Source organism: Gluconobacter roseus (assembly GCF_046058915.1).
In the GTDB taxonomy this organism is placed as follows: domain Bacteria; phylum Pseudomonadota; class Alphaproteobacteria; order Acetobacterales; family Acetobacteraceae; genus Gluconobacter; species Gluconobacter roseus_A.
In genome coordinates, this window is sequence record NZ_CP175538.1 from 2,585,468 (window position 1) to 2,604,488 (window position 19,021).

Genomic DNA, 19,021 nt, shown 5'->3' on the forward strand with positions numbered 1-19,021 from the left:
TTTTGTTGTTCAGTTCCCGTTCTTGTCCCTCTGGATGAAGGAGGGGAGGAAAGGGTTGTCCGTCTGGAGCGAGCCTTTGCTGGGAAGCTGCTGGGTGGTCCAGCCGCCGCCCAGATCCGTGATGAGCTTGACCTCGGCCAAGAACTGCTGCTGGCGTACGCTGAGCTGTGTTTCCTGATACTGCAGGGCATTCTGTTCAGCAGTGATGACCGTGGTGTAGATCTGGGTTCCGGCAAGATACTCGTTCATCGAGACCTGAACCGCTTCCTCTGCGGATTTCACGGCTGCATTCTGCAGGGCCAGTTGCTGATCGAGATAATGCAGCCCTGACATCTGGTCTTCGGTATCCTGCAGCGCAGCGAGAACAGTCTGTCGGTAGGTGGCAACGGCATTGTCGTAATCTGCTTCAGCGCTGCGGACAGCCGCGGAACGTGAGCCCCCCTCGAAAATGGTTTCCGTCGCTGCAGCACCGAGACTCCATGTCCGCGTTGCTGTCTGGATCAGCTGCTGGAGCGGATTGCCACTATAGCCATAGGATGCGGAGAGGGTGACCTGCGGGAAGAAAGCCCCGATTTCGTAACCGATCTCCGCATTATAGGCTTCCATGTTGCGTTCGGCCTGCGCCACATCCGGCCTGCGTTCCAGCAGCATGGAAGGTACGGCGACAGGTGCGGCCGGGATCGTCGCGGGGAGCGGAGAGGGGGGCAGCGTCAGTTCTGCCGGAGCGCGGCCTGTCAGCATGGCAATGGCATGTTCGTACTCCGCCCGCGCAATATGAGCGTTTGCCAGATTGGCCTGTGTGGACTGCAACAGATAACGGGCCTGCAGAACGCTTGTCGGATCCGCAACGCCGGCATCAAGCTGGTTCTGGAGGATTTCCAGATTGTGGCGATACAGGTCCACATTGCGGGCATAGAGCGCAATCAGACTGTCCTGATAGCGCAGGTCGAAATAATCCTGGGCCAGCTGAAGCTGATAGGACAGGCGCATATTCGCAACGAGCGCTGCATCCGCCTGTGTTGCGGCGACCTGTTCCTGGACCTGACGACGGATCATGCCCCAGACGTCCACGGTCCAGCTTGCGGACGGTCCGGTCGTCCAGGTGTTCGTGGTGTAAGACTGCGTGGAGGTGTAGGTGAAGCCGCCGCTCGTATTCTGGGCACTGCTGCCCTGCGCATACCGGTTGAAGCTGAACTTGCCGCTCAGGGTTGGAAAAAGCTGTGCACGGATCGAGTCAATCGTCGCGGCAGCCTTGCGGTACTGCGCCTCGTATTCCTTCAGACTCTGATTGGACCTGGCGACGCGCTCTTCAAGATCGTTCAGAACGGGATCGTTAAAGACCGTCCACCAATCACCTTTCGGCATTTTGGCAAGGTCCGGCGCGGCCATCTGCCAGCCCGGCGGGGGCGGGGCTTCCTTGAATTTCGCAGAGATGATGGCCTTCGGGCGATGATAGTTCGGCCCGACCATGCCGCCGATGCAGCCGCTCAGGAAAGGCAGGGTTGCTGCCCCCAGCAGGGCATTGCGCAGGGTAGACTTACGGAGGGCGGTCATCAGGACTGTGTTTCCCGGGATGAAAGATGGAAGAAGGAGGCGAGATGGGCCCGCAGACGGCCCATGGCGCGTCCGAACCGGTCGAGATACAGGAAAATGACGGGGGTGCTGTAGAGCGTCAGAAGCTGACTGACCACGAGACCGCCAAGGATCGCAATGCCCAGCGGACGCCGAAGCTCACAGCCGTAACCATTGCCGATGATCAGCGGCACTGCACCAAAAGCCGCGGCCAGCGATGTCATGAGAATCGGGCGGAAACGCAGATGGCTGGCCTGGCGGATGGCATCCATGGCGGACATGCCTTCGCGCTGCGCCACCAGGGCGAAGTCGATCAGCATGATGGCGTTTTTCTTGACGATGCCAATCAGCAGAATGACGCCGATCATCGCCATCAGCGAGAACTCTTCCCCGCAGATCTGAAGCGCAAGAATGGCGCCCACGCCTGCGGAAGGCAGGGTCGAGAGGATCGTCAGGGGATGGATCAGGCTCTCATACAGAATGCCCAGAACAATATAGACGGCAGCCAGAGCGGCGAGGATCAGCAGGATCTCGCTGCTGGCCGATTGCTGGAAAGCGGCTGCATTGCCGGCAAACCCGCCGTGAATGTCCGAGGGCACATGGAGCTTGACCATGGCTGACTGAACGGCATCAACGGCCGGCCCAAGCGAGACGCCCGGCGCCAGATTGAAGGAGATGGTCGTAGCGACGAACTGTCCCTGATGGCTGACCGTCAGCGCCGTATTCGTGTTGCGCTGGCGCGAGACAACGGAGAGCGGAACCATCGTGGCTGCGCTCGTCGCGACAGCCGAGCCACTCGAAGCCGACTTGCCGCCGGCGAGCGCGTTGGCGACCGAGTTCTGGTAGGATATCTCGCTCTGGGACAGGGGGGTGGCCGTGGTTGCGGCTTTGACACGGATGTTGTTGGAGGCTGTTCCACCTGCCGCGGTCCCGCCGGAAATGCTGACCCACATCTGCTCCAGCATGGACGGATCCTGCCAGTAGCGCGGGGCCGCTTCCATGACGACGCGGTACTGGTTGAGGTTGCCGTAGATGATGGATGCGGCGCGCTGGCCGAAGGCATCATAGAGCGTGTTGGAGATCAGCTGCGGCGTGACGGAATAGCGCGCCTCCGTATCGCGGTTGATGGCGATGTTGATGCCCTGACCTCCCTGTTCCACGTTCGAGGTCACGTCCATGAGCTGCGGCAGTTTCGAGAGCGCGGCCACGATCTTGGGCGTCCATTCGAACAGATCTTCGGCGGATGCACCTTCCAGCGAATACTGATAGGCGCCATCGCCGGAGCGCGCACCCGTCCGCACGCTGCCCGGTGCCATCAGGCGCAACTGGGCGCCAGGGGTATGGGAGAACTTGCGGGTCAGGCGCTGGATGGTCGTGGCGAGATCGTCTGTCCGTTCGGATTTGGGTTTGAGGGCCACGAAGACATTGGCAGAGTTTGCCGAACGTCCGCCCACCCCACCCATGACGCTGACGACATCGCGGTCGGATGCGATCACCTTCATGGCCTTGACCACGATTTTCTGGAGCGCCTGAAAGGAGATCGACTGGTCGGCGACTATACGGCCCATGATCTGCCCGGTGTCCTCGGACGGGAAAAAACCCTTGGGCATTTTCACGAACAACACGCCTGCGAGCACCAGAGTGGCGGGCAGGGACAGCGCGATCAGGAACTGATGACCCAGCGCCCAGTCCAGAGACCGGCCATAGCCTGCGGTGGTGGCATTGATCATGCGTTCGCAGAACCGGCCCACCTTTTTCCAGAAGCCGGGCCCGTTATCGTCCGAATGGGTCAGGAGCTGGGCGCTGATCATGGGTGTCAGCGTCAGGGACAGCACCAGGGAGATGCAGAGCGTGATGACCATGGTCATCACGAACTCGTGGAACAGACGACCGGCAATCCCGCCCATGAGCATGATCGGCGCGAAAACGACGATCAGCGAGGCGGTGATCGAGATGACGGTGAAAGCGACCTCGGTCGTGCCCTTGATGGCGGCTTCCTGCCGGTCGTAACCCATCTCCATGTAGCGGGCGATGTTTTCCAGCACCACGATGGCATCATCGACCACGAAACCCGTGGAGATGGTCAGGGCCATCAGCGACATGTTGTCGAGCTGGTATCCCATCAGCGACATGACGCCGAACGTGCCGATGATCGAGACCGGCACCACGATTGCGGGCACCATGATGGCCGACAGGCTGCGTAGGAACAGCAGGACGACCGCCACCACGAGAACGACTGGCGATGATGAGTGTCTGTTTCGTGTCGTCCAGCGACGCCCGGATTGTCTTGGAACGGTCGATCAGGATCGAGATGTTCGTGTTCCCAGGCAGGGCGGACTGCAGCACGGGCAGGCGGGTGCGGATCCCGTCGATCGTCTTGATGACGTTGGCCCCACCCTGCGTGAACACGGTGCAGATGATGGCGGCTTGACCATTCAGATAGCCGGCCTGACGCAGATCCTCGACGCCGTCATTGACCTCCGCCACATCCGTGAGACGGACAGGCTGACTGTCGCGATAGGCGATGATCAGGTCGCGGTATTCCTCCGCTTTCGTGGCCTGATCGTTCGTGGACAGCATCATGCGCGCGCCATTGGCATCCACAAAGCCCTTGGGCGTGTGCGCATTGGCGGAGGCCAGGGCAGCGCGGAGATCCTCGAACCCGATTCCGTAACGGAACAGCCGCAGCGGATTGATCTCGACCCGCACAGCTGGCAGCGAGGCGCCACGGATGTCCACGTCCCCCACGCCCTCGATCTGGCTGAGCTGCGGGATGAGGATATTGCTGGCGAAATCGTAGAGTTCCTGCGGCGTCCGGGTGCCGGACGTCAGCGTCAGCGCAAGAACGGGCGGACCGTTCGAGTTCGCCTTCATATAGGTCGGGTTGCTGCGCAGGGTCGTGGGCAGATCCTGCCGCGCGCCCTGCAGCGCCGCTTCCACGTCACGCGCCGCGCCGTTGATGTCCCGCGACAGATCGAACTGCAGCGTGATACGCGTCTGGTTGACCGTGGATTCCGACGTCATCTCGGTCACGCCGGAAATCGCGCCGAGATGCCGCTCCAGAGGCCCGGCGATCGTACTCGCGATTTCGGACGGAGAGCCGCCAGGCTGGTTCGCGGTCACCATGATAACCGGGAAATCCACGTTTGGCAGATCAGCGACCGGAAGGGCGAAATACCCCATGATGCCGCCGATCACGAGGGCCACGGCCATCAGCGTGGTGCCAACGGGCCTCAGAACGAAGAGGCGGACCAGATTCACGGAGCGCCTGTCTGGGGGTTGGAGGGCTGGTTCGGCGAAGGGGGGCTGCTGCGGCGGTGACGCTTGATGAAGGCACGGCTCCGCGTGCCGAGTTCATCCATGAACAGATAGATGACCGGTGTGGTGAACAGGGTCAGGAGCTGCGACATCATCAGACCGAAGACGATGGCCACACCCAGCGGACGACGCAGTTCGGAGCCGACACCCGTGCCGAGCAGCAGGGGCAGGGCGCCGAACAGGGCGGCCAGCGTGGTCATCAAAATCGGACGGAAACGGAGCATGGCCGCGCGCTTGATGGACTCAAGAGGCGTATGGCCTTCCAGACGTTCGGCTTCGAGCGCGAAGTCGATCATCATGATGGCGTTCTTCTTCACGATGCCGATCAGCAGCACGATGCCGATGATGCCCATGATGTCGAGATCCATCCCGAACAGATAGAGCCCGATCAGCGCACCGATGGCGGCCGAAGGCAGGGTGGAAAGGATCGTGATCGGGTGAACGTAGCTCTCATAGAGAATGCCCAAGACGATATAGACCGCGATCACGGCCGCCATGACCAGCCAGACCTCGTTGGACAGCGACGAGCGGAAGGCTGCGGCCGTGCCCTGGAAGGCGGTCTGGAATTCGGGCGGCAGGCCGATCTGCTTTTCCACGCGCTCGATGGCGTTGGTCGCGGTGCCCAGCGAATAGCCGTTGGCCACGTTGAACGAGATGGTCGTGGCGGGGAACTGTCCGTAATGGCTGATCAGCAGCGGGGAGAGCGCATGGGTGATCGTCGTCACCTGTGACAGCGGCACGAGGCCGGAGGTCGGTTGGCGCGTTGGACCCGACGTGCTGCCACCGGCTTCGGAGGAAATGCCCGGCAGGTAAAGCTGGCTCAGGGAGGTCAGATCGGTCTGGAGCTTCGGATCGGCTTCCAGAATGACGCGGTACTGGTTGGACTGCGTGTAGATCGTGGTGATCTGACGCTGGCCGTAGCTGTCATACAGAAGATTGTCGATTGTCTGCGGCGTGATGGAGTACCGCGCGCCGGTCGGACGGTCGAGCGAGAGCTGGGCGACCAGTCCCTCTGCCTGAAGATCGGACGTGACATCCGTCAGCGACGGCTCCTTGCGCAGCGCATCCACGAATTTCGGCACCCAGGTCTTGAAGGTGTCGTAATCCGGGTTTTCCAGCATGAACTGGTACTGCGTGGCGGAGATCGAGGAATCCAGTGACAGATCCTGGATCGGCTGGACATAAAGTTCGGCGCCGATGACCTGCTGCCCGACGGAAGAGAGGCGGCGCAGGATCGTCTGAAGGTCGCTCGTCCGCTGTTCACGCGGCTTGAGGTTGATGAGGAAGCGGCCGACATTCAGCGTCATGTTCTGGCCGTCGATGCCGACGAAGGACGAGATGCTGGCGACGTCCGGATCCTTGAGGATCACGTCTCCAAGGGTGGCCTGACGCTCCTTCATGCCTTCGAAGGAAATGGCCTGCGACATCACGGAGATGCCCTGGATGACACCGGTATCCTGTGTCGGGAAGAAGCCCTTGGGAATGGTCCAGGCCAGTACACCGGTCAGAACGATCGTTCCCAGCGTGACGAGCAGGGTCGTGACACGGAAGCGCAGTACGACGTCGAGCCAGCGCCCGTAACCCGCGATCAGCGCATTGATGCCGCGTTCGGTGCTGTTGGACAGGCGGCTCCAGAGCGTGTTCTTCGTGGACGGCGCATGCGTATCGGACAGCAGACGCGCGCACATCATCGGCACCAGCGTCAGGGCGACGACGGCGGAAATGATGATCGTGATGGAGAGCGTCATCGCGAATTCATGGAAAAGACGCCCGACAACGTCCTTCATGAACAGCAGCGGGATCAGCACGGCGATCAGCGAGACCGTCAGCGAGATAATGGTGAAGCCGATTTCGCCCGCACCCTTGAGTGCTGCGGTGTAGCGGTCCTCGCCAGCCTCGACGTAACGGGCGATGTTTTCGATCACCACGATGGCGTCATCGACCACGAAGCCGGTCGCAATGGTCAGGGACATCAGCGAGAGATTGTCGAGCGAAAAGCCCAGCAGATACATTGCCGCAAGCGTGCCGATCAGCGACAGCGGAACGGAGAGGCTCGGAATGATCGTCGCCGGAACATTCCGCAGGAACACGAAGATCACGCCCACGACCAGCAGCATGGCCAGTGCGAGTTCGTATTCCACGTCATTGACCGAGGCGCGGATGGTCGTGGTGCGGTCGGTCAGCGGCGTGACGTCAATGCCGGGAGGCAGATCGAGCTTGAGCTGCGGCAGGACGCGCAGCACGTTGTCCACGACGCCGATGACATTCGCGCCGGGCTGGCGCTGCACGTTCAGGATCAGCGCAGGCGTGCGGTTGGCCCAGGCGGCGAGCTGTGCGTTTTCCGCACCTTCGATGACGGTCGCAATATCACGCACGCGGATCGGACCGTTGTTCTGATACGCGATCACCTGGTTCATGAGCTGTTCGACGGACTGGATCTGACCGTCGATGCGCAGGGAGGTGGAGCGCTTGGGGCCGTCGAACGTACCGGTCGGCGAATTGACGTTCACCGTGCTGATGATGGTGCGCAGGGTATCAATCGCGATGCCGTAGGAGGTCAGCTTCGGGATATTGACTTGGATCCGGTAGGCCTTGCGATTACCGCCCGACAGGGTGACGAGACCGACGCCGGAAATCTGACTAATCTTCTGCTCAAGGCGCGTATTGACGTAGTCTTCGACCTCTGGAAGCGGCAGCGTCTTGGACGTGATGCCAAGCGTCAGGACGGGAGTGTCAGCCGGATTGACCTTCGCATAGATCGGGGGGCGGGCAGATCACTGGGAAGCAGGGAGGTGGCGTTGTTAATCGCCGCCTGAACTTCCTGCTCGGCCACGTCCATCGACATGTCGAGCCCGAAGCGCAGGGTCACGACCGAGGCGCCCCCCGAGGACTGGGACGTCATCTGGTCCAGCCCCGCCATCTGGCCAAGCTGGGTTTCCAGAGGGGCGGTGACGGACGTGCTCATGACGTCCGGCCCGGCGCCCGGATAGAAGGTCGAGACCGTGATCGTCGGATATTCGACCTGCGGCAGGGCTGACACGGCCAGGAAGTGATAACCAAGCAGGCCGCTCAGCAGGATGGCGAACATCAGAAGGCTGGTGGCAACCGGGCGCTCGATGAACAGGCGGGACGGATTCACGGTCTTGCTGTTCCCTAATCTTGCTGTTCTGGTCGGCGATCAGTGATTGCCGGTATCGGCGGGCGAGGACGGGTCGTTCTGCTGCTGCGGTGCGTCGGAACTCTGCTGTCCGTTGCGGTGACGGCGGTGCTGGCCAGCCGTCTGCTGCTCGGCTTCCGTATTCTGCTTCGCTGTCGAAGACGTATCGGGGATCGAGACTTTCTGGCCCGGACGCAGATGGCTGACGCCATCGGTCACGACGCGGTCACCTTCGCTCAGACCCTTCTGGATCACGGCATTCGTGCTGTCGGTCGTGCCCACGGTGACGGGAACGGTTTCCACGGTCATGTCGGATTTGACGCGATAGACAAAGCGTCCGTCCGGACCGGTCTGCAGGGCGTTGCCGGGAATGAGCAGCGCATTGTGCAGCGTCGTGACCAGAAGATGCGGGTTGACGAACTGGTTCGGGAAGAGGTGCTCGTCCTCATTCGCAAAAATGCCACGCATCCGGACCGTTCCGGTTGAAGTATCAATCTGGCTGTCCAGCGCCTTGACGGTGCCGGTGGCGAGTTTCTGGGTGTTGTCGCTGTTCCAGGCCTCGACCGTCAGTTCGCCGGCTTCACGCAGATGGGTTGCGACTTCCCCAAGCTGGTTCTGCGGGACCGTAAAGATCACGGAGATCGGCTGCATCTGCGTCAGCACCGTCAGGCCGCCGGACTGGCCAGCGGTGACATAGTTGCCAACGTCGAGCGCACGGATACCGACACGGCCTTCGACCGGCGCGATGATGTGGCAGTACATCACGTTCAGTTCGGCATTGCGGACATTGGCGCGATCGAACTCGATCTGGCCTTCAAGCTGCTGCACCGTGAATTCCTGGTCACGCGCGGTCATGGCCGAGGTCGAGTTCTGTTTGATCAGGCGCTGGTAACGGGCATTGTCCACGCGGGCCTTTTCAAGCTGCGCAATATCGGCCGCGAGCGTGCCGCGATACTGGGCGAGCGTAGCCTCATAGGGACGCGGATCGATCAGTTCGAGTTCGTCACCCTTATGAACGTGCTGGCCTTCCTGATAATAGACGGCCGCAATATGGCCGTTGACGCGTGGTGTGATCGTTACGTTGGTGACAGGAACGACCGTGCCGATTTCCTGGAAAATGACGGGCATATCGCCGGTATGGGCTGTGGCGACGGCGACGGGCTGGACGCTGCCATCGGCTGCTGCCCCACGGCCGTGCTTGTGCGTTGTCCCGTGGGGTCTGAAAATCGCGAACAGGATCAGAAGAGCGACCAGAAGAACAACGGCCCACAGGATCCAGCGACGGCGGGACCGTGTGCGGGGCGGGGCGGACTGGGTGGTGCTGTTCGTAAGGCGGTCGCTGGAGCCGGCCGTCTGCTGATCCATGGTTGTTCTGTCTTTCCCGTATACCAGAGCGCGTGGCTCTCAGGCGGCAATGCTGTATGTTTCCATACCTATAAGGCAGGAGACCCGGGTCGGCCATGACGGGACCTTAAATCCTGTTCAGTTTTGATGGTGAAAATCAAAATGAGCACAAATGATACACTCTGTTACTGATCTGCAGGGCTTGTCTCTTTTCCGCTCAAGGATCATATCGGACAGGAACCGGATGCTTCTGTTGCGCGTTGTAATGCGGACACAGGTTTATCCGGACAGAGGAGAACAACATGGCTGATACAACTGAAACGAAGGCTGAAGGCCTCCTGGATGACGTCAAGGGCAAGGTCAAGGACGGCGTTGGCGGCCTGACCGGCAATGCAAAGATGCAGGCCGAAGGCAAGTTCGACCAGCTTTCCGGCATGGCACAGCAGGATTTTGCCGATCTGTATGACGAAGGCGAGACCAAGCTCGAAGCCGCTACGGCATTCGTTCAGGACCGTCCGCTGATCTCGCTGGTGATCGCCACGGTTGTGGGCATGATCGTCGGCGGACTGATGTTCGGCCGCAAAAGCTCCTGAGGGAGCCATAGGCCTTTCGACCATCGCAGGGTCTTTGTGCTAGAAGCCTTCCGGAGCAATCCGGGAGGCTTTTTTTGCATGGAATGGTTTTACGAGAATAACGGGCAGCAGGTTGGTCCCGTTTCCCGTGAAGAAATCCTGCGTCTGATCATGCAACAGCGCATCAAGCCCGAAACGCTGGTCTGGACGCCGGAATTCGGCGAGGCCTGGCGACCGGCCAGTGCTGCCGGGCTTGTCTCTCCGCTAACGGGCCTGCTGCGCCTGTCCACGGGTATCTCGGAGCACTGGGCCTGGGTTGTGCTTGTCGGGCCGTGGCTGATCCAGCGTCTGGCGCTGCTGATTCTGGACTGGCGTCAGGTGCCTGCCAGTGAGCAGGCTGGGCCATCTTCCATTGTCGCGATCATGTCTCTGGTCCTGTTTTTCACGGCGTTCACGCTGGACCGCAATTCCATCCGTGAAAACGGGCAGACGCCGCCGGGCTTCTGGTGGTGGCTGTTCCTGCCGGGATATTTCTGGAGGCGGCGGCAGATTGTCGGGCGGGGTCTGTCACTGCTCCTGGTCAGTCTGGTGCTGTTTGCGGCCAATGTGACGGAGAAGATCTATCAGTTGCCGCAGATGAAAGCCGAACTCCAGCACCAGCAGGAGCAGATGCACCAGTCTGCACCATCAAATCCGCCTGCCTCCTCCGGACAGGACGACGAACAGGAAGAACTCTGAGCCCTGAGGAAAGAGTCTTTCGAACCACACTTGACATACTAAACTGAAGAACAATGCATTTTTAGGCTTCCCTTTCGAGTCGCCATGATTCAAAACCGATTCGGTCACCTGATTTCGGGGTGTCTGTCGGGGAGAATGCTCAGAAATGCCGGATTACGCCCTGGAAGCTGCCCATGGGGGGCTGGTCGTCGGGATCGACGAAGTCGGGCGTGGTCCTCTGGCAGGGCCGGTGGTGGCTTCTGCCGTAGCATTTACGGCGCCCCCGTCAGAAACCCTGTCCTCCCTGCTTGATGATTCCAAGAAACTGACGGCCCGCCGCCGGATGCTGGCCTATGATGCCCTGATAGCCGACGAGCAGGCGCTGATTGGCATCGGCGCGGCATCTGTCGCGGAAATCGAGCAGATCAATATCGCCCAGGCCTGTTATCTGGCCATGCGGCGGGCCCTGTCCCGTCTGGGACGCACTCCCGATCTGGCGCTTGTGGACGGCAAACATGCCCCGAAGCTGCCATGCCCCATAAAAATGGTGATCGGTGGAGACGGGATCAGCCTGTCCATCGCCGCAGCCTCCATCATCGCAAAAGTGACGCGGGACCGCCTGATGGCGCGTCTGGCCGTGCGTCATGATGCTTATGGATGGGAGCGCAATGCCGGTTACGGCACGGCCGCGCACATGCAGGGTCTGAAGCTCCGGGGGGTGACACCCCATCACAGGCGCGGGTTCGCGCCGATACGAAACATGATTGAAGCAGAGGCACACGCAGCATGAGCGGTGAATTTCCCGTCGACCAGATCCTGCGTGGAGAATGCATCGAGACGATGAAGACGCTGCCCGATGGGAGCGTGGACTGCATTTTCGCCGACCCACCGTACAACCTTCAGCTGCGCGGTGAGCTGCGTCGTCCGGACGAAACCGTCGTGGATGGTGTGGACGATGACTGGGACAAGTTCGCGGATTACGCGACCTACGACAATTTTACGCGCGAATGGCTGAGTGAAGCCCGCCGCATCCTGCACAAGGACGGCACGATCTGGGTCATCGGGTCGTATCACAACGTCTTCCGCCTGGGTGCGATCATGCAGGATCTGGGCTTCTGGATTCTAAATGACATCGTCTGGCGCAAGTCCAACCCGATGCCGAATTTCCGCGGACGTCGCTTTACCAACGCGCATGAGACGCTGATCTGGGCAGCGCGTGGTCCGCAGAGCAAGTATCGCTTCAACTATCAGGCCATGAAGGCCCTGAACGACGACCTTCAGATGCGTTCGGACTGGTATCTGCCGCTCTGCACGGGCAATGAGCGTCTGAAAAATGAACATGGCCTGAAACTGCATCCGACGCAAAAGCCGGAAAGCCTGCTGCATCGCGTGCTGGTGGCCTCGACCAATGCCAATGACGTCGTGCTTGACCCGTTCTGTGGAAGCGGTACGACCCCCGCAATGGCCAAGCGTCTCGGACGACATTACATCGCCATTGAACGCCACCCGGACTACGTCAAAGCCGCCCGGGAGCGGGTGGCGCGTGAAGAGCGCCTGACCTCCGAGCAGCTTGCAACGACGCCCGCCAAGCGCGAAATGCCGCGCATTCCGTTCGGAAGCTTCGTCGAGACGGGAGCTCTTCCGGCCGGGACATTGCTCTATGACCGGCAGAAGCGTCTCAAGGCGACGGTTACGCCCGATGGCACGCTTGTATCGGGCAATCAGCGCGGCTCGATCCACAAATTGGGTGCGATGCTGACCAATGCGCCGTCCTGCAATGGCTGGACGTTCTGGTATTTCGAGCGGGACGGTCAGTTCGTCCAGATTGACGTGCTGCGTCAGGAAAGCCAGGCGCTGCGTAACGTCGGCTGAGGCCATAACATAGCGGGTATAAAAAAAAGCCGGAGACTGCTCTCCGGCTTTTTTCGTGTCTGGGTCAGAAAAATCTAGTGCCCTGCGAAGCCGAGGAAGCCGACTGACGGGTCTGCCTTGCCACCACTTGTATCGAAATGCGGGGCGGCCGCGACGAGAGAGCGCTTCGGCGTGACGGTTTTGCCGCCGATCGTCAGATGGCCATTGCCATTTTTCATTTCGACGCCCTGATCAGACACGCTGTTCTCGATCCTGCCATCCGGATTATAGGTCCGCATCGACAGCAGCAGGAACATGATGTCCTTGCGGTTCAGGTCGATAGCCATGTCCAGCGGCGTTTGATCCAGCACGTTGTGCCCGCCCATATCGGCACCACGATTGAGCGCCTCCTTGGCAGCGTTGAGCGAACCACGGTTGATCGCATCGAAAAGCGCGGTCGTCGGGTTTACGTCTGCTCGGGCGTGACCGGCATCGTCGTCCGATGCTTCTGCTCCAGGCAGGGCGGAGGGCGGCGCGGCGCGCTGGGCGGCCTTGCGGGCCTCGGCCTTTTTCTGGTTGGCCTCGGCTTCCTGTTCAGCCTCGGCGTCGTCGGCATCCTGAGCCTGGGCGTGATGCCAGGGTACGAGAATTGTCGGCGTCATTGCCAGAGCGGCAATGAGCAGCAGGCGGGGCAGGGTGGGGAGCAGTCGCATGATGCCAATATACTGTGATCGATCGTCCTGTGCGAGTTTGCAGATGCCTCTCGGGCGTGCCGGAATGTGACATTTTTTCAATGACCTTCCCGCCACCATCCGATCGCAAGGAAAATCAGGGCTGCGAGCAGGGCCGCCCAGGCCGGAACGAGGTCTTTCGTGCGCGTCTCACCCGCGACGGCGGCGGTTGTAACGGGAAGGCCCATCCAGTCCGATCCGCTCATGGCGTTACCGGCCGAGACCTGTCGCAGATGGGGCGTCTGATCCGCAATCCATGAGACAGTTCCGCCAGAAGCCCTGGCTGCACCTCCCATGACGGTCGCGGTGGCGCGCAGATCCTGACGTTCGATCGGATCATGGGAGACCGGGCTGGCAAAGGCGACAAGGCCGTCCTGCCGGACGCTCCAGATTCCCGGCAGGGTCGCAGGCACGCTGGCGTGCCAGACGCCTTTGGTCTGCGTCAGTGCGACGGGCTGGCGCTTTCCGTCCGGTGCAGTCACGAAGGCTTCCGGCGACACTGTCTGTCCGGCCGCATGACGTTCCACGGTGAGCTGTCCGTTCTCGATCCGGGCGGTGAGGCGGTTTTCCTCAAGGTCCGGCTCTTTCATCAGCCAGTGGGAAAGGCGCCGCAGGAGTTCGGCCTGCGGTCCGCCGCCACCTTCACCACGAGACCAGAGCCAGAGTTGATCCGACAGCAGCATGGCCACGCGTCCGCGATCCACACGATCCAGCAGGAGAAGCGGCGCACCATCAGGACCGTGCATCAGGTCTTCGCCATGGGACTGGTCGGGGCGAAGTGCGCGATACCAAGGGCCCCAGTCTTCCGTCAGACCAGCGGTGACCGGATGCGTTCTGCCCAGATCGGTCAGGGCAGGGCGGAAGGCGCGGGTGACGATTCCGTCCGTGCCAACATGCGCGGGCAGCACCTGCGCTAGGCTCGTGTCCTGAAGCGTGCCGTCTTGTGTGAATTCAGGTCCGGCCGTCACCAGCAGTCCACCGCCATTGCGCACGTAATCAGCGATGTTGGTCAGGTACTCGTCGGGCAGGATGTTGCTGTTGCGAAAACCGTCCAGAATGATGAGGTCGAAGCTGCGGATTTTTTCCTGAAACAGTTCACGGATGGGGAACGGGATCAGCGCCAGATCTGACAGCGGCGTGCCGTCATCGGTATTGGGGGAGCGCAGGATGGTGAAGTGCACGAGATCGACGGACGGGTCGGCCTTCAGCAGCCGGCGCCAGACCCGCTCGCCCTGATTGGGCACGCCCGAAACCAGAAGCACGCGCAGCCGGTCCCGGACGCCACGGATACGGACGACTTCACTGTTGTTCTCGGTGGACGCTTCCCCGGCCAGAGGAGAGACGGACAGGCCGACCAGCGTCTCGCCGGGATGCTGGACCGGGAGCGTGATGTCCTGCGGCGTGCCGGTCTGGATGGGGCGTGTCTGCGGTGGGGCATCGCCGGAGCGGATGGTGAGCATGGCGTCCGAAGCACTCGGCGCGCCCAGATCGTCCACCTGAACGCGGATCGTGGCGTTCTGCCCGACGATCGCATAGGGCGGTGTGCTCAGAATGCGCAGACGCCGGTCCTGCTCCTCGCCATGCGCCGTCAGCAGAAGATGCAGCGGAAGCGTCTGGCCGTTTGCGCCATGAAAGCGGGGCGGCAGATGGGGCGGAACGTCATGATCCATGCCATCCGTCACGACGATGGCACCCGCGAAACGGCCCTGCGGCAGATCGGCGTGGTCCAGCGCCTCGAACAGGCGCGTTCCGTGACCGGTGCCGCCGGGAACATCGACGCGGTGTAGCGTCAGGCCCGGAAGATGGGCCGCGTCCTGCATGATCTGCTCGGCGGCACGGTCAGCGATGGCAGTCCGGTGGCCGACCTGCATGGAGGCCGAGCGGTCCACGACCAGAAGCGCATCCTGAGGCACGGGTCGCAGCACCGGATGGAGCGAACGCGGTCCGGACAGCCAGCCCAGAAGAGCCAGCACAGCCAGCGCCCGCCAGAGCATGCCACGCGCACCACGCAGCGCACCGTAAATCGCGCCCGCAACAGTCAGGACAGCCAATGTTGCCAGAAGCCAGACCGGCAGCATGGGAGAAAGGTCGAACATCATGGTGCGTCCTCCTCGTCAACGCTGTCGGGACTGGTTGCGGCGGCCCCATTGTCGGGCGTGCCGAGGCGGCGAAGCATTTCCGGATACTGCGCCTGATCGTTCTTGTAGTTTCCGGTCAGGGCATACAGCACCATGTTCATGCTGAAACGATAGGCCTGCGTCCGCTGGTCCTCGCCACCGGGAATGACAGCAAAAGGATGGTTGCCCGAACCATCCACGGCCCAAGCATGGGCCCAGTCGCCATTGCCGATGATGACCGGGCTGACGTCATCATTCGCCTCATCGCCATTACGCGCGACATAGACTGGCTGTCCGGCAACGCGGCCGGGAAAGCCGCTGTGCAGCAGATAGAAAGTATGGGCCAGAACGTGCTTTTCCGTCAGTTTGGCGAGGGGCGGCACGACGAGACCATCAGTCACGCGCTGAAGCGCAGCCCGGGCGGCGGAACTGGTTCCGGAATCCGTATCGGTGCCCGCGCCCTGTTCGTCGATCAGCAGGATGCCGCCGTGATCCATGAACGCATTGAGGGCTTTCGTGCGCTCGGGATCGGCCTGCGCATCGGGTGTGACTGGCCAGTACAGGAGCGGATAGAACGCCAGATCGTCCTTGCCCGGAACGACGCCATCCGGATGCCCGAGCGTCGCGGAACTGCGTGCGGTCGTGAAGTCGGAGAGGCCCTGAAGCCCCTCGCGGGAGACGGTGTCGATATCGTCATGGCCGGTGATGACATAGGCCAGCCGTGTATCGAGCGCAGCCTGTGGCACCGTGGTCGGCAGGGGCGGCATCTGCGTCGAGGTCTGGGCATGGGCCATGGGCAGGATCAGCAGGCAGGCCACGCCCAGAGCCCCCAGCAGCCTGCGACGCCGCAGGGACAGGATCAGGTCCAGCAGCAGAAGCAGCAGGCCGGCTGTCATCAGCGCGGGACCAAGCGGACGGTCCGCATGGGCACCATCCGGTGAAATCTTGGTCCCAAGCAGGGCTTCTTCCTTCATTGCGGGCGCAGAATTGGAAAGGTTCAGGGCATGCGTTCCATGGGCCGGACCATAAAGTCCGGCAGGATGAGTAACGGAGACGGGCGTATGCGCCAGATCCGAGACGCGGATGGAGCGTGCGGCCTGTGGCGGCATGATGAGCCCACCGTCACTTCCGATAATACGCCAAGGCGCAAGCTCCGAAGGTCCCCCGCCCGCAACGCCGGCCGAACGCTCGATCAGGCGCTCCAGCATGTCGGGAAACAGCCCCGATAGCGGCACATTGGACCAGTCCGGCGAGGCCGTGACATGGAACAGGACAATCTCGCCATTCCCTTCCGTCCGGGCGGTCACGAGAGGTGTTCCGTCACTCAGGGCTGCCCAGACATGATCCGTGAGGCCCGTTTCGGGCTTGGCCAGAACCTGCCGGGAGACAGTGACATCGGGCGGGATCGTCAGGTCGGAGAATGGCGATGTCTCGGGGAAGGGCGCCAGTGTCTGCGGCTTGCCCCAGGACATGGGACCGCCGAGCTGCCGCATGCCGCTCATGAGATGGACGGGCAGAAGCGCATCTGACGTGGCATCGGACGCAGTCCCCTGATCGGCGGCGAGGCCGGGACCGGCAAAGCGGACGAGCATGCCGCCATGACGAACCCAGTTCAGGACACGGCTGCGCGTCTGATCGCCGGAAAGTGCGCCATCGGTCGCAATCAGGACAGACAGGGGCGCACCCAGCAGCGCTGTCGCATCCCCGCTATGCAGGTCCGAAATTGGCTGCAAGGCGCGGTTCAGGAAGAACGCCGAACCGACGAGCGGTGTGGCATCGCCGGGTGTCTGGAGAATGCCGACGGGGCGGCGGTGATCGGCCTGTCCCATCAGATGCACCGCAGCCGGGCCATTCGCACCTTCCAGCGTCAGATGATCAAGCTGGTTCCGCAGAAGAGGCGGGAGCGAAATGGTCTGATCCTGCCCGGTTTTGACAGGATAGGCGGCGAGCGTTCCGCCATTGGCATTGGCGGCATGGAGCGTCACGGTCCGCGTCGGGCAGGAGAGCGTGTCCACTCTGGCATGAAGGGCGCCGTCCTGACCGGTGGATGCAGCAAGACGCAGGATATCGCAGCCATTCCAGCGCATGTCCTGCACGGAACCGGCCTTTGCGAGCGCGTCATGCAGGGCATTGTCACCCGTTGTCGCCAATCCATCCGAAATGAGCATCACACGCTGCCCGGACAGGTCCCGGTGCTGGAGCAGGGACGCCAGGGCCTGACGATCGGTCGGCCAGGGCTGAGGCCGCAGGCGGGAGAGATGTTCGGACAGGGCATGTGCATCATGCGTCGTGAACGCTTCGGGTATCGCGCCATCAGGCGCGCGGGCAGCATGAAGCAGCGTCACGTCCTGACCATTGCGGATCGCGGTTTCACCAAGCGCCAGAGCCGCGGAAATACGTTCGTTCCAGTGCGGAATGGCGGCCCAGCCGTCATCGAGCACAAGGGTAAGCGGGCCGTTTCCGGCTTCGGCCTGATGCGGGGTCAGGACAGGCCGGGCCAGTCCGAAAATGACGAGAGCCACGGCGGCCATGCGCAGAAGCAGAAGCCAGAGCGGAGAGCGGGCCGCATCCTCACGCCGGGCCGTCAGCCGGTTCAGGATGAGCAGGGACGGAAAGCGCTGATCCTGCGGTGCAGGTGGCGTGGCACGGACCAGCCACCACAAGGCGGGCAGCGTGAGAAGACCGAGCAGCAGGAGCGGGGCGAGAAGGATCATCGGCCGCCTCCCAACGCCATGTGAAGCGCCAGCAGGGCCGGAAGCGGGTTCTGCGACGTATCATGCATGATGCAGTCGGCATGAAGCGAGGCCGCACTCTGCTTCAGCGCTGCCAGATGGGCGTTCATGGCCTGTTCATAGGCAGGGCCAAGGCTTTCCATAGCAGGAAGGGTCAGAATGCCGCCCTCCAGCCCTTCAAACCGGATTCGACCGGAGCGTTTCAGTTCCCGTTCCGCAGGATCGAGAACGCAGAGAAGATGCGTTCGCACGGGACGACTGGCGCAGGTCTTGAGAAATGCGTCGATCCGCTTTTCGTCCCACAGAAAATCGCTGATCACGACCAGATCGGACCGGGCGGGAACGAGTGCCATGCGCGGAAATTCGGGCTCGTCCGCATCCGAATGCAGAAGGGAAGCGGCCAGCCGCGGCAGAACCTGCCGACCTGCCAGCGCGCGTCCCGCCTCGATCCCGGTCAGCAGCCCGGCACGCTCACCACCCCGCAGGGACGCCGAAGCCAGCGCCAGCGTGCAGAGCTGGGCCCGCTCCGCCTTGGTCGGCAGGGCATCGGATGAGCGCCACTGCATGGAGGGCGACGGGTCGCACCACAGCATCAGCGATTGGGCGTTTTCCCGCTCGCGCTCACGAACCCAGAACGTGTCCTCGACCGGAGAGCGGGCAGACTGCCGCCAGTCGATGGACGTTGCGGGCTCGCCGGCGTGATAGGGACGGAACTGCCAGAAATCCTCACCCGCACCCGAACGCCTGCGGCCGTGAACACCGCTTTGCAGGCTCGCAGCAATTTTTTCGGCTTCAAGAACAAGTGCGGGCAGGGCCAGACTTTCCGCCTGCACGGTCGGAGCGCTGGAAGCGGCGCCCCGGTTGCGGCGGAATAAGCTGCGCAGGGTATCGGACGGACTTTTCACGGCGA

At 62.1% G+C, this 19,021-nt stretch carries 10 protein-coding genes and 2 pseudogenes; 4 read left to right on the forward strand and 8 right to left on the reverse strand.

The features are described 5' to 3' along the window. Positions 1-9 precede the first annotated feature (9 nt). The 4 genes and pseudogenes from ACJ2A4_RS12220 to ACJ2A4_RS12235 form a co-directional block, all read right to left on the reverse strand. Positions 10-1,554 (reverse strand): efflux transporter outer membrane subunit, encoded by a 1,545-nt coding sequence (locus tag ACJ2A4_RS12220; protein ID WP_408873016.1) that lies wholly within the window; start codon positions 1,552-1,554, stop codon positions 10-12. Further along, positions 1,554-4,833 (reverse strand): annotated as a pseudogene (locus ACJ2A4_RS12225) (efflux RND transporter permease subunit). Before ACJ2A4_RS12225 ends, ACJ2A4_RS12220 begins: the two are co-directional and overlap by 1 nt. Then, positions 4,830-8,029 (reverse strand): annotated as a pseudogene (locus ACJ2A4_RS12230) (efflux RND transporter permease subunit). Before ACJ2A4_RS12230 ends, ACJ2A4_RS12225 begins: the two co-directional pseudogenes overlap by 4 nt. A gap of 39 nt (positions 8,030-8,068) precedes the next feature. Further along, on the reverse strand, positions 8,069-9,412 hold the full coding sequence (locus ACJ2A4_RS12235) for an efflux RND transporter periplasmic adaptor subunit (RefSeq protein WP_408873017.1): 1,344 nt from the start codon (positions 9,410-9,412) through the stop codon (positions 8,069-8,071). A 281-nt stretch (positions 9,413-9,693) separates the two neighbouring features. On the opposite strand from ACJ2A4_RS12235, the gene ACJ2A4_RS12240 reads away from it, so the two are divergent. The 4 genes from ACJ2A4_RS12240 to ACJ2A4_RS12255 all read left to right on the forward strand — a co-directional run bounded on the left by ACJ2A4_RS12240 (position 9,694) and on the right by ACJ2A4_RS12255 (position 12,552). Next, positions 9,694-9,984 carry a CsbD family protein gene (locus ACJ2A4_RS12240; RefSeq protein ID WP_408873018.1) on the forward strand — a complete coding sequence of 97 codons (291 nt, stop codon included), beginning with the start codon at positions 9,694-9,696 and terminating at the stop codon, positions 9,982-9,984. 78 nt (positions 9,985-10,062) lie between these two features. After that, on the forward strand, positions 10,063-10,701 hold the full coding sequence (locus ACJ2A4_RS12245; protein ID WP_408873019.1) for a DUF4339 domain-containing protein: 639 nt from the start codon (positions 10,063-10,065) through the stop codon (positions 10,699-10,701). Positions 10,702-10,846: 145 nt separating this feature from the next. Further along, entirely contained in the window at positions 10,847-11,470 is a 624-nt protein-coding gene (locus tag ACJ2A4_RS12250; protein ID WP_408873020.1) for a ribonuclease HII, read from the forward strand. Beyond that, positions 11,467-12,552, forward strand: coding sequence for a site-specific DNA-methyltransferase (locus tag ACJ2A4_RS12255; RefSeq protein WP_408873021.1), 1,086 nt, complete (start codon positions 11,467-11,469; stop codon positions 12,550-12,552). Before ACJ2A4_RS12250 ends, ACJ2A4_RS12255 begins: the two co-directional genes overlap by 4 nt. Positions 12,553-12,626: 74 nt before the next feature. Here the strand turns inward: ACJ2A4_RS12255 and ACJ2A4_RS12260 are convergent, their stop codons facing one another. The 4 genes from ACJ2A4_RS12260 to ACJ2A4_RS12275 form a co-directional block, all read right to left on the reverse strand. Further along, positions 12,627-13,244, reverse strand: a complete 618-nt coding sequence (locus ACJ2A4_RS12260) for an ankyrin repeat domain-containing protein (RefSeq protein ID WP_408873022.1) — start codon at positions 13,242-13,244, stop codon at positions 12,627-12,629. A gap of 77 nt (positions 13,245-13,321) precedes the next feature. Further along, positions 13,322-15,361, reverse strand: coding sequence for a VWA domain-containing protein (locus ACJ2A4_RS12265; RefSeq protein ID WP_408873023.1), 2,040 nt, complete (start codon positions 15,359-15,361; stop codon positions 13,322-13,324). Beyond that, entirely contained in the window at positions 15,358-18,093 is a 2,736-nt protein-coding gene (locus ACJ2A4_RS12270; RefSeq protein ID WP_408873024.1) for a DUF4159 domain-containing protein, read from the reverse strand. Before ACJ2A4_RS12270 ends, ACJ2A4_RS12265 begins: the two co-directional genes overlap by 4 nt. Next, a complete protein-coding gene (locus ACJ2A4_RS12275; RefSeq protein WP_408873025.1) occupies positions 18,090-19,016 on the reverse strand; it encodes a DUF58 domain-containing protein in 927 nt (308 codons plus the stop codon). The genes ACJ2A4_RS12270 and ACJ2A4_RS12275 overlap by 4 nt, the downstream gene beginning before the upstream one ends. Positions 19,017-19,021 lie beyond the last annotated feature (5 nt).

Excerpts from the sequence above, each read along its gene's own strand:
- ACJ2A4_RS12220 (WP_408873016.1), bottom strand. The coding sequence starts at position 1,554 with ATGACCGCCCTCCGTAAGTCTACCCTGCGCAATGCCCTGCTGGGGGCA.
- ACJ2A4_RS12235 (WP_408873017.1), bottom strand. The coding sequence starts at position 9,412 with ATGGATCAGCAGACGGCCGGCTCCAGCGACCGCCTTACGAACAGCACC.
- ACJ2A4_RS12240 (WP_408873018.1), top strand. The coding sequence starts at position 9,694 with ATGGCTGATACAACTGAAACGAAGGCTGAAGGCCTCCTGGATGACGTC.
- ACJ2A4_RS12245 (WP_408873019.1), top strand. The coding sequence starts at position 10,063 with ATGGAATGGTTTTACGAGAATAACGGGCAGCAGGTTGGTCCCGTTTCC.
- ACJ2A4_RS12250 (WP_408873020.1), top strand. The coding sequence starts at position 10,847 with ATGCCGGATTACGCCCTGGAAGCTGCCCATGGGGGGCTGGTCGTCGGG.
- ACJ2A4_RS12255 (WP_408873021.1), top strand. The coding sequence starts at position 11,467 with ATGAGCGGTGAATTTCCCGTCGACCAGATCCTGCGTGGAGAATGCATC.
- ACJ2A4_RS12260 (WP_408873022.1), bottom strand. The coding sequence starts at position 13,244 with ATGCGACTGCTCCCCACCCTGCCCCGCCTGCTGCTCATTGCCGCTCTG.
- ACJ2A4_RS12265 (WP_408873023.1), bottom strand. The coding sequence starts at position 15,361 with ATGATGTTCGACCTTTCTCCCATGCTGCCGGTCTGGCTTCTGGCAACA.
- ACJ2A4_RS12270 (WP_408873024.1), bottom strand. The coding sequence starts at position 18,093 with ATGATCCTTCTCGCCCCGCTCCTGCTGCTCGGTCTTCTCACGCTGCCC.